We start from the raw sequence: 12,245 nt of genomic DNA, 5'->3' as shown, positions 1-12,245 counted from the left end.
AAAACTATTTTTTAAACAGGAGTTTTGCCCGGTTATATTCGTAGTTCATCTTTGCGATATTGAGCACAGAAATATTTTCCGGGCATTCCACCTGGCAGGCTTCAGTATTACTGCAGTGCCCAAAGCCTTCCTCTTCCATCTTATCTACCATGGCAAGTGTTCTGGTAGCGCTTTCTTTTTTTCCCTGTGGTAAGTGTGCCAGGTGCGTGATCTTAGCTCCTGTAAACAAGGCCGCACTGGAATTTTTACAACTTGCTACACAAGCTCCACATCCAATACAGGCGGCAGCATCAAAAGCATCTTCTGCTTCCTGATGGGTAATAGGAATACTATTGGCTTCGGGAGCCTGGCCAGTATCTACAGAAACATATCCTCCAGATGCGATAATATTGTCTAAAGAAGAACGATCTACTTTTAGGTCGCGCACCACCGGAAAAGCATTTGCTTTAAAGGGTTCTACATAAATAGTATCGCCGTCTTTAAATTCGCGCATATGCAATTGGCATGTAGTTGTGTTTTTAAGAGGGCCATGGGCTATTCCATTTATCATTATTCCGCATTGTCCACAAATGCCTTCCCGGCAATCATGATCAAACTCCACTGAAGGATTCCCTTCTTTTACCAGCTGGTTATTGAGCATATCCAGCATTTCCAGGAAAGACATATCCCTGTTCACATTTTCTAAAATATATTCGCAAAACCTACCTTTATCCTGTTGGTTTTTTTGTCGCCAAACTTTTAAAATGATCTTCATCCCGATAATTTTAATTTATTATTTTTTTAAACTTTCTTTCTGCTAAAAACCGGCTAAAGAAGTAAATAACTATTTATAACTTCTTATGGTTGGGGTTACTGTTGAAAAGACCAGGGGTTCTTTTTTAAGATTTGGAGCAGAAATATTTCCGGTCCATTCCCAGGCTGCAGAATAGCAAAATTTTTCATCGTCTCTTTTTGCTTCTCCTTCTTCTGTTTGATGTTCTGCTCTAAAGTGGGCACCACAAGATTCTTCTCGTTGCAGGGCATCTATACACATAAGTTCTGCCAGCTCCATATAATCTGCAACTCTACCGGCCTTTTCCAGCTCGCTATTAACCTCATTGGCATTGCCGGGAACCATAAGGTCTTCTTTAAATTCATTTCTTATTCTACGTATATTTTGAATTGCTTCTTCCAGGCCTTTTTTTGTACGAAGCAGGCCGCATTTATCATATAATTCCCGGCCCAAAATTTTATGAAATTCTTCTGCTGTTCGTTTTCCTTTACAGCTTAAAAAATTTTGCATTTGTTTGTGTATATTTTTTTCGGCTTCTGTAAAGGCCGGATGATCTGTTTCAGGTTTTGGAATCTCTGTCTCATTTGCCAGGTAGTTTTGCAGTGTATATGGCAACACAAAGTATCCATCAACACAGGCTTGTAATAAAGAGTTAGCACCCAACCTGTTTGCACCGTGGTCTGAAAAATTTGCTTCACCTATAGCAAAAAGCCCGGGAATGGAAGTCATAAGTTCATAATCTACCCAAAGACCACCCATAGAGAAATGGGCTGCCGGTGAAATTTTCATCGGTTCCCGGTATGCATCGGTTCCTGTAATCTTTTGGTACATAGTGAACAGGTTTCCGTAGCGTTCAGCAATAACATTTTTGCCGTATTCATTAAGAGCTTTGGAAAAATCGAGGTAGACGGCATTCTTTAAAGGCCCTATTCCTTTTCCCAAATCTATTTGTTCTTTGGCAGCCCTGGATGCAATATCTCTGGGGGCAAGGTTACCAAAAGACGGGTATTTTCGCTCCAGGTAGTAATCTCTTTCTTCTTCAGGAATTTCTCCGGGAGCTCGTGTATCGTTTTTTGCCCTGGGAACCCATATCCTTCCATCGTTTCGAAGAGATTCGCTCATTAAAGTTAATTTTGATTGATATTCACCGCTTTGGGGCAGGCAGGTAGGGTGAATTTGAGTCCAACTGGGATTTGCCATATAGGCTCCTTTTTTATGCGCCCGCCATATAGCCGAAGCATTGCAGCCCATGGCCAGTGTAGAAAGATAATAGATCTTACCAAAGCCTCCGGTAGCAAGTACTACGGTATGTGCAGCATGTCGTTCAATTTCTCCGGTGTCCAGGTTACGGGCAATAATTCCACGAGCCTTGCCATCTATTAAAACCAGGTCTAGCATTTCATGACGGCTATAGAGCTTTACTTTTCCTTTATTTTGTTGCCTTAGTAATGCCTGGTAAGATCCAAGTAGTAATTGCTGCCCGGTTTGTCCGCGGGCATAAAAAGTTCGGGAAACCTGTACCCCACCAAAAGATCGGTTCCTTAAATATCCGCCATATTCCCTTCCAAAAGGAACGCCCTGGGCCACCGCCTGGTCTATAAGATTTACAGAACATTCGGCCAGCCTGTATGTATTGGCTTCCCGGGATCTAAAATCCCCTCCTTTTATAGTATCGTAGAACATTCGGTATATGTTATCACCGTCATTCTTGTAATTCTTTGCAGCATTTACTCCTCCCTGTGCAGCTACAGAATGTGCCCTTCTCGCGGAATCCTGAAAACAAAAACTTTTTACGTTATATCCCATTTCTGCAAGGGAAGCGGCGGCAGATGCCCCTGCCAAGCCGGTGCCAACCACTATTACCTCAAACTTTTTTCGGTTATTGGGGCTCACTAATTTTGCTGACGCCTTGTAATTGCTCCATTTTTCAGCTAGAGGTCCTTTCGGTACTTTGGTGTTTGTTATTGTGTTCATACCTGGTGATTTATATAAATGAAGATTGGAATAATAATATAGCCTATGCTAATAACAAGGGCGAAAATAACCCCCAATACCTTGATGATTGAGTTATAAACGGGATGATATAAGCCTATGGTTCGGTGCGCACTAAAGACCCCATGAAGTAGGTGGTAGCCCAGGGCAACTATAGCTATCATGTAAATAATTACATACCATAACTGTTCAAAAGATACTATTACCAGGGTATAGAGATCTTTATTTCCATTCTCATCTAAGGGTAGCGACCCAAACTTATAGATATACCAGTAATCTTTAAAATGAATAATTAGAAAAACAAAGACAATTATTCCCAAAGCCATCATATGCCTGGAATACCAGGTACTTGCCCTCCCTCTCATATCTTTTGAGTAGGAAACTCCATTAGCCTTTTTTCGCTTTATACCTAAATATATGGCATCTATAGTATGAAGAATGATACAGGCATAAAGAACAAAGGAAATGATTAGCACAATAGGGTTCCCGCCCAGAAACTGGCTATAAGAATTGTATTGTAGTCTGGCCTGTGCTTCGGGTAGCAGTAGCTGTAGGTTCCCGGCAAGGTGAACAATTAAAAAGAACGACAGAAAAAGACCGGTTAAGGCCATTAGGTTTTTCCGTGTAACTGAATTTTTAATAAACCATATCATAAGTTAAAGGCTTTATTGATTACAAATTGTCTTAATAAGCAACCTGAAATTGGATTAACATTTTACTGGAGTCGTATTGTGTGGTATTGGGAATATTTAATTTATACTCGTTAATATGCCCTACAAGAGATAATTTGGCGTCATAAGTTCCGGCAAATACCAGGCTTAGCATAGGTGTGTAGGTTACAACTTCATCGTCTTTAGTAAATGTATTTTTGTCTAAATACTCATGCCTGCAACTCAGCTCCAGGGCTCGCAAACGCGGGGCATTAAGTTGGTACCTCAATTTATAAAGAAAATAAAAGCCTTCCATCATATAATCGTTAAGTTGTGGAGTAGGTTCTTCTGCCATTCGGAAAGCCTCAAAATTTGTCCCTTTTTTAAATTCCGTGTTAATGGCAAGATCTAATCTATTTCCCAATGGTTGCTGTAGCTGTGCGTCAATACCATAGGCAGTGGCTTTTTGCCCCTTATAATTGGCTTTGCCACCATTTAAACCAAATTGAAGTACGGGAATGGGTCTATATTCAAGGCGCAAAGTCAGGTGCTTTGAGCTGTCGTTATCGCCCATCACATTTTTGTTATTGCCGTTGTAAATTGTAAGATAATAAGAGAAAATATTTGATTTTAGGGATCCAAAAGCAGCAGCTCCAATTTGAAAGCTTTGCCAACCGTTTCTGCCAAAAAGTGAATACTGCCGGGACCATGCATACGAATTATCAAGTTGAAAAGGATGCAAATCTTCCAGACCAAAAAAGGGTCTGAACTGTCCGGCCCTTATTTTTAGAAAAGAATTATGATAGTAGGTTACAAAGGCATTTTCCAACACTTTCCCTTTTACATTTTCTTTTTTAAAATCGGCTAAATTCAACAGAATTGAAGTTGAGATTCTATCATTTATAAAAAAAGTGGTAGATAATCTTGCGTATTGCATTTCAAAAGAGTTGCTCACCAAATCCTTATCGGTATGGTGTTGCCCCATAAAATCTACATCCTGGTTAAGTGAAGTAGTATACCTGCCTACAACCAGGGCATTTAATTTAAGTTTTCTCTTAAAATAAGAATAGTCGTTAATAAGGCTGTCATTTTGAGCAAATCCGTTCAAATTACCCAGAAGCAATGCGAAGAAGATATAAAATATGGGAAGACTGTGTTTTGAACAGCTTTTCATAGTAGTAAACTTAGGTTAGTAGAACTGGAAAATTTTTATAAAGGTATAGATTGCGAAGGCCCCAAAAGTTGATCATTATCAGTTCTGGGAACATTTTGTATTGAAAGTTCAATCTATTTTAATAGAAATAATTTTTCATTTTAAGGGGAGCTTTTTAAACACCTCTCAACTATATCGTTTTCGCTAATAGCAAGGGCTGACAGCTTGTTTTTTAGTTTGCGTAACAAGGTATAATATGACCATTCTCATATTTTTAGGATATGAGTAAAAGTACCTTTAATTACTTTCTGGAACCAATTTTAGATACCGATTGTAAGGAAAGTAGTCAATGCTTTTATAAACGTTCAAAAACAACAATCATGAAAAATTTATTAATTCCATTCGACTTTTCTGATGTTTCTATGAATGCACTGGATTATGCCGTAAAGTTTGCTGCCAGATGCGAGAAAGCATCTATTAGCCTACTGTACATTTCTAAAACTAAATTGGAGAAGGATAAAGAAAATGAGCTAAAAAATAAGTTTGAAGCCTTGCTGCAAAAACATGAGAAGCCCAACGCTCCTGTTATTAACTATAATTTTGGTGTTGGAAATTTTTCAGACGCTATAATAGATGCTCATTCGTCTTTGGATATAGACCTTGTACTTATGGGAACAAGTGGCGCTGAAAAAGAAGCAGAATCTCCGGTTACCAGAACTTCAAAGTTAGTACTGGAAGTAGACCTGCCGGTTCTGGTGATTCCTGTAAATTATAAGCTTTTTAGACTGGAAAAGATCTTGTTGGCATTGGGAGAAGATGTGATGCACGATACTTCTACCTTAAATTTATTGCTTGATGTCTCCAGTAGGTTTAAAGCAGAGGTAGATGTGCTTACGGTAAGCCGTAACCCGGAAAACGCCGGATATTCTGAAGCAGACGAGGCAAACGAGCGCACCCTGCAGTATTATCTCGAGATGTTTTATTCGCACCACAGCTTTGCTGAAAATGAAGATATTTTACAGGGAATTGATGATTATATTAAAAAGCATGAGGTTGATTTGCTTTCTATTATGCCTAAAACCCATGCGAAAATCAGTACTCCCTCAAAAGGAAAATTAACTATGGAAGTGATTTTAAAAAGTGAAATTCCAGTATTAGTGCTGGATTAAAATTATAGAAGATGTACCTACTTTTAGCTATTCTTATAATTACTATAATTCTTTTTGTCTGGGATAAATATCCCCCAGATGTTGTTGCTTTAATGTCTATGCTGGCTCTTTTTCTTTTCGGAATTTTAGATCTTTCTGAGACACTTAGCGGATTTAGTAACCCTACGGTAATTATGATTGCCGCTTTGTTTATTATTGGTGAAGGACTTTCAAGAACAGGATGGACTGCCCTGGCCGGGAGAAAATTTGTACAGCTAGCCAAGAAAAGCAACAATAAGCTGCTTATACTTATTACATTAGGCTCTGGGGTGCTCTCTGGGGTAGTTAGCAATACCGGAGCTGTGGCAGCACTTATGCCAATGACGGTCTCTGCGGCCTGGACCGCGGGGACCCTGCCGTCTAAATTCCTTATACCTATGGCTTATGGATCTAACACCGGCGGACTTCTTACTTTAACAGGAACACCTCCTAACATTATTGTTAGCGATACGCTTATACAAAATGGGATGGACGGCTTCTCTTTCTTTGAATTTAGTCTTATTGGAATTCCTTTACTTATAGCTACCCTTTTATATTTTAGGTATTTAGGTCAAAAAATTCTACCGGCAAGAGAAAGTAAGGACCGACCTATAAATATTGATTCTGAAATGCATAAATGGATTGAGGATTATAGTATAGGAGAGAATCTTTATCGATTAAGAATTAGATCTATGTCTCCACTTCTTAATACCAAAATCTCTGATTGGGATCTGGAAGAAAAGTACGGTGTTTCTATTGTTAGGCTTATACGCAGGCATCCCAAACCTTTTAAAAGAAAATCGAAATTCGTGGAATTACCTTCACAGGGTACTAAATTACATTATCATGATATTATTGTAGTAAAAGGTAGTTCTAAAGATGTAGATAAGCTAATTCTTGATTTTCATCTTAACATTATTCCTAATGCTAAAGAACTTAAAGAAGAATTGATAAACCTTGATGTTGGAATGGCACAAATGGTGGTCACTCCAAGTTCAAGACTCGTAGGGCAAACTGTGGCCATGGGGGCTTATTTAAAACAAACAGGTATCCAATTATTGGGGGTTTCCCGTGCCAATAAACCTTATAAAGAGAATAAAATCAAGATTGAAGCAGGTGATAGCTTTGTTGTACGTGGTTCCTGGAAGAATATAGATAATTTAAAGAGTATTCATGAGAATCTTGTTATAGTGGGTAGTCCTGAAGCTATGAGTAAAGATGTAGATATGCTTAGTTATAGATCTTATATTGCTATGGGATCTATGCTTCTCCTTATATTACTGTTGGTTTTTGACGTAATGCCGGGGTCTGTAGCTGCTTTAATTTGCGCCGGACTTGTTATGCTTACCGGTTGTGTTCCTATATCAAAGGCATATACCGGCATAAGTTGGACCAGTGTAGTGATGATAGCCGCGATGATTCCTATGGGGTTGGCTTTACAAAAAACCGGCCTGGCCCAAATAGCAGCCAATGCATTGGTAAACTCGCTGGGAGCAATACATCCTACAGCGCTTCTTGCAGGTATATTTTTGGTGACTTCCCTTTTTAGTCAGGCTATTAGTAATTCAGCAACCGCTATACTTATGGCTCCAATTACTCTATATGCGTCCAGTAAGTTGGGATTGTCTGTAGAACCTTTTTTAATGGTTGTGGCGGTAAGTGCCTCTACAGCTTGTTTAACACCCGTGGCTACCCCAACCAATGCCATGGTAATGACTGCAGGAAATTACAGGTTTGCAGATTATTTTAAAGTGGGTGCTCCACTTCTTTTATTGCTTTTCATTATTACAATTATCCTGGTGCCAATTATATGGCCTTATTAACTGATTAAATCTAAAATTATGGAAACAAAAGTTAAAAATTTCGATGCCAGCCTTTTAGTAAAATACGGCTTAAAAGACACTGTAGCTCACCACAATCTTTCTGGAGAAGAGTTACAGGAGATCACCGTTAAAAACAATTGGGGGCAAGAAACAGAAAACGGCACTTTAGTCGTTAGAACTGGGAAATTTACGGGCCGATCTCCGCAAGATCGATTTTTGGTAAAAGATGATTATACCAGCGAAAAAGTTTGGTGGGGGAAAATAAATAAGCCTATTTCCCCAGCTAATTTTGATGCTCTTTATAATAGGGTTACTGCTTATCTTGGGGGTAAAGAAATCTATGTTCATGATGCAGCGGTGGGAGCATATCGAGAATATCGCTTAAATGTTCGTACTATCACCGAATATCCGTGGTCTGCTTTTTTTGTAAAGAATATGTTCCTTAGGCTTAATGAAGAAGAGCTCCAAAATTTTACTGAAGATTGGTTGGTGGTTTGTGCTCCCGGCTATGTAGAGCAGGAGCCCGAAAAGTACGGATTAAGACAGGGAAATTTCAGCATACTTAATTTCAGTAAGAAAATTGCTTTAATAGCAGGTTCGGCTTATACCGGAGAGATGAAAAAAGGCATATTCTCTGCGCTTAACCTTATTTTGCCGGTAGAAAAAGATGTATTGCCTATGCATTGCTCGGCCAATGTAGGGAAAGATGAAGATACCGCTATTTTCTTTGGGCTTTCGGGCACCGGTAAAACTACCTTATCTGCAGATCCCAATAGAAAGCTCATTGGAGACGATGAACATGGCTGGACGGCTAAAGACATCATTTTTAATTTTGAAGGTGGATGTTATGCTAAGATTATAGATCTTACCGAAGAAAAAGAACCGGAAATCTATCGTGCTATTAAACCCGGTGCCATGCTGGAAAACATAGTATTTAAAAGTAATAGTAAAGAGGTAGATTTTGAAGACAGCAGTATCACCCAGAATACCCGGGTAAGTTACCCTATAGATCATATTGAAAACATAAAGGAACCTTCTTTTGCCGGGAACCCTACCAATATTTTCTTTTTAACCTGTGATGCTTTTGGTGTACTTCCTCCGGTTTCTAAACTTACGCCCGGGCAGGCAGCCTATCATTTTATCTCTGGGTATACTGCCAAGGTTGCCGGCACAGAGGCTGGTATCAACGAACCGGTTCCGTCGTTCTCTGCTTGCTTTGGCGAACCATTTATGCCATTGCACCCAACGGTTTATGGCGAAATGCTAAGCAAAAAAATGACAGAAGCAAATGTAAATGTTTGGCTTATAAATACAGGCTGGAGCGGGGGTTCTTATGGTGTTGGCTCTAGAATTAAGCTAAAATATACCCGAGCTATGATTTCAGCAATTCTGGAAGGTCAACTAGATAACATAGAGCTTAAGGTTCATCCAATTTTTGGACTTCATATGCCTGTCTCCTGTCCTGGAGTGCCAACAGAAAAACTTGATCCTATAAACACCTGGGAAAACAAAGGTTCTTATATTCAAAAGGCAATTCAGTTGGCACATTCATTTCATTTGAATTTTGAAAAATTTGCCGGGCAGGCTTCCAAACAAATTCTTTCGGGAGGACCTCTTATTGATGAACATCACCATTTAGAAGAGCACTTTTAAGAACAATAGAAAAATTGAGTAGTGATTTTTAAAAGCTTTGAACAACCTGTTAATGGATGTTCAAAGCTTTTTCTTTATTATCCAGTAAGGTCAAAACAAAATCTTCTTAGTAAAAGCCCAATTTATTTAGTAATTTTCGTTATTTGTTAAACCTATGCGCTTACTAGCCCTCTTTTTCTTTTTTAGTTTTAGCCTGTTTGCGCAGGAATTACCCCCAATAACCAATTTTGACCCCGGTATTTACGAGGCCGGTAACCAAAACTGGATGATCTCTCAAGGTTCTAATAAACATATTTATATAGCTAATAGCCTGGGCTTACTAAGTTTTAATGGCGCGCAATGGAAGCTTAACAGAGTGCCTAACGCCAGTGCGGTACGCTCGGTATTGGCCCAGGACGACAGGATTTATACAGGTTCCTATATGGATTTTGGCTATTGGGATCACAATAAAAAAGGGGAGTTATCCTATACCAGCCTAACCGGGTTATCTAAAGAAAATTTGCTCGATGGAGAGCAGTTTTGGCATATTGCAGCCCTGGAAGAATATATCGTTTTTCAAAGCCTTCGTAGGTTATATAGTTACAATAAAAAAACCAAACAAATAAGCACTATTTCTGCAAGTGATATTATTTCAAATTTATTTCGGGTAGGGAATAAATTATATTATCAGGTAGCATCAGATGGCTTGTATGTAATAGACAACGGCGTAATTGAACGTGTTATTTCCAATGCCAAAATTCAGGATAGGCCAATTATTGGACTTTTTCCGTTTGAAGAGAATAAAATATTGGCTGTAACCAGAGATGACGGTCTTTTTACCATAGAAGGAAATAGCTGGGAACCCTATGGGTTTAAAAATTACCCTATAAATGAAAGTATTTTTATTGCACAGTTACTGGAGGATAAAACACTGGTTTTGGGAACTATAGGTGATGGTTTGCATGTTTATAACCTAGATGACTCTTCAAATTATCAGTTATTACAACCCGTAATTAATAACAATACGGTTCTATCGATAATGGAAGATAAAGCCGGAAATATCTGGGGTGGTCTGGATAATGGTTTGGTGCTTATTAATCGTAAAAGTCCGTTTAGATTGTTTACCGACATCTATGGAAAAGTGGGTACAGTATACTGCAGCTACCAATTTGGCGATTATTTATACCTGGGAACTAATCAGGGTGTATATGTGAGCACCGGGAACTCCAAAGATTATGAATTTATTCCCGGTACCAGTGGGCAGGTTTGGAGTATTAACGAAATTAACGGAAAACTATTTGCCGGTCACGATAGGGGAGTTTTTGCTATAGAAGGCAGTAAAGCCAAACATATTTTTGATGGTCCCGGAGTGTGGGAAATAAAAGCTTTTAAAAACGGATTTTTACAGGGACATTACAATGGTATTAGTTTTTGGAAAGATGGAGATTTTAAAAAAGATCCCGAGTATTTAGCCAATTTCGATCTTTCCTCCCGTAGTCTTGTGGTAGAAAATGATTCTGTGGTTTGGGTAGGGCATGATCATAAAGGAATTTTTAAACTAAAAATAGATGCCGAAGTTAGGGAAGTAAAAAGTACAGAAAATTATAATGTTTCTTACAATGCAGGCGTGGGATTAAAAGTTTTTTCTTTTAATGACTTTATATACTACTCTACTGAAGATGAGATCTATAAATATAATGCACCTAAAAATAAGTTTTTAGAAGAAAATAATTTAAACCAACGAATAGAAGAACCTAGAATTACAGGAATGTCTCGGGTTTTACCAGATAATACCTGGTGGGGTTTTGGAGAGGAAAATCTCATATATGCTACCAAAGATGCCTTTCAGGATAGGTTAAGTGTAAAATCTGTTTATATTCCTTTGGAATACAGAGCTATATCTAAAGGTTTTGAAAATATTTCTTTAATTGGAGAACGGGAGTATCTGGTGGGATCCAATTTGGGCTATACGGTCTTTTCAACACCTTTGGTTTTTTCGGAAATAGAAAAAATAAAAATCAATAAAATTTCTACAGCCGAATTAGAGAATACATACCAAGACCGGAATCTACAACTTGAAAATCTTGAACTGCCAAACCAGGTAAACAATATTAATTTTGAATTTAGTATACCGGTGTACTCTAAGCTTACAAAACCGGTATACAGTTACAGTATTAAAGGATATAGTAACGGTTGGAGTGATTGGCAAGCTCATGGAAGTGCTACTTTTGAAAATTTGCCTCCTGGTGATTATATTTTTCAGGTACGAGGGAAATTCAATAATAAAATCACCAATATCGCTTCTTATTCTTTTAGTATTGCACAGCCCTGGTATGCTACCACTACCGCAATTATTGTATATTTTTTATTATTTCTACTGGTTATTTTTATTCTGCATAAAGTATACACGGGCTATTTTAGAAAACAACAAAGCAGGTTAATGGAGCGTAATAGAAAACAGTTGGAAATAAAGCAACTTGAAGCGCAACAGGAAATAATTACCCTTCAAAATCAACAATTGGAACTTGATATGGCCTCTAAAAACAGGGAACTTGCCGCTTCTACCATGAACCTGATTAAGAAGAATGAATTTTTGAATGATCTCAAGAAAAAATTAAGTGCTGCAAATAATGAAGCAGATATTCAAAGAGTTATTTCAATTATCAATAAAAATATTGCAGAAAAGGATAATTGGAAACTGTTTAAAGAAGCCTTTGATAATGCCGATAAAGACTTTTTACAATCGGTGAAAAAGGTGCATCCAAATTTAACTTCCAACGATCTTAAACTTTGTGCTTATTTAAGGTTGAATTTATCTTCAAAAGAAATTGCTCCATTACTTAACATTTCTGTACGAAGTGTGGAAATAAAACGATATCGATTGCGTAAAAAAATGGAACTTGACCATGATCAAGGTCTGGTAGAGTACATCCTCAAGTTTTAGGGACTTAACATTAGATCCTTTTACCTCTACATTACCTCAACATTAATGTTAAAACTCCTAAAATCAGTATTTTAAGGTGATTGCTAAAAACT

8 protein-coding genes are annotated in these 12,245 nt (G+C 38.1%); 4 read left to right on the top strand and 4 right to left on the bottom strand.

Annotated elements, in window-relative coordinates:
- Positions 1–4: 4 nt before the first annotated feature.
- From GUB10_RS14355 to GUB10_RS14340, 4 genes are all read right to left on the bottom strand, one after another.
- The gene (locus GUB10_RS14355) at positions 5–754 is read right to left on the bottom strand and encodes a succinate dehydrogenase/fumarate reductase iron-sulfur subunit (RefSeq protein ID WP_193712157.1); all 750 of its coding nucleotides are present in this window, start codon (positions 752–754) and stop codon (positions 5–7) included.
- A gap of 69 nt (positions 755–823) precedes the next feature.
- The gene (locus GUB10_RS14350; protein WP_193712156.1) at positions 824–2,746 is read right to left on the bottom strand and encodes a fumarate reductase/succinate dehydrogenase flavoprotein subunit; all 1,923 of its coding nucleotides are present in this window, start codon (positions 2,744–2,746) and stop codon (positions 824–826) included.
- Positions 2,743–3,417, bottom strand: a complete 675-nt coding sequence (locus tag GUB10_RS14345) for a succinate dehydrogenase cytochrome b subunit (protein WP_193712155.1) — start codon at positions 3,415–3,417, stop codon at positions 2,743–2,745. Before GUB10_RS14345 ends, GUB10_RS14350 begins: the two co-directional genes overlap by 4 nt.
- 31 nt (positions 3,418–3,448) lie before the next feature.
- Positions 3,449–4,588 carry a porin gene (locus GUB10_RS14340; RefSeq protein ID WP_193712154.1) on the bottom strand — a complete coding sequence of 380 codons (1,140 nt, stop codon included), beginning with the start codon at positions 4,586–4,588 and terminating at the stop codon, positions 3,449–3,451.
- Between the two features lie 359 nt (positions 4,589–4,947).
- On the opposite strand from GUB10_RS14340, the gene GUB10_RS14335 reads away from it, so the two are divergent.
- From GUB10_RS14335 to GUB10_RS14320, 4 genes are all read left to right on the top strand, one after another.
- On the top strand, positions 4,948–5,736 hold the full coding sequence (locus GUB10_RS14335; protein WP_193712153.1) for a universal stress protein: 789 nt from the start codon (positions 4,948–4,950) through the stop codon (positions 5,734–5,736).
- Between the two features lie 11 nt (positions 5,737–5,747).
- The gene (locus GUB10_RS14330) at positions 5,748–7,577 is read left to right on the top strand and encodes an SLC13 family permease (protein WP_193712152.1); all 1,830 of its coding nucleotides are present in this window, start codon (positions 5,748–5,750) and stop codon (positions 7,575–7,577) included.
- A gap of 18 nt (positions 7,578–7,595) precedes the next feature.
- Positions 7,596–9,230: a phosphoenolpyruvate carboxykinase (ATP) gene (pckA, locus tag GUB10_RS14325; protein ID WP_193712151.1), complete on the top strand. Its 1,635-nt coding sequence runs from the start codon at positions 7,596–7,598 to the stop codon at positions 9,228–9,230.
- A gap of 154 nt (positions 9,231–9,384) precedes the next feature.
- A complete protein-coding gene (locus tag GUB10_RS14320; protein WP_193712150.1) occupies positions 9,385–12,153 on the top strand; it encodes a triple tyrosine motif-containing protein in 2,769 nt (922 codons plus the stop codon).
- The last annotated feature ends 92 nt before the right edge of the window (positions 12,154–12,245 follow it).

The organism is Salegentibacter sp. BLCTC (genome assembly GCF_015143665.1).
In the GTDB taxonomy this organism is placed as follows: Bacteria; Bacteroidota; Bacteroidia; order Flavobacteriales; family Flavobacteriaceae; genus Salegentibacter; species Salegentibacter maritimus.
Note: the sequence above shows the minus strand (reverse complement) of the source record. Positions and strands in the feature narration are given on the sequence as shown.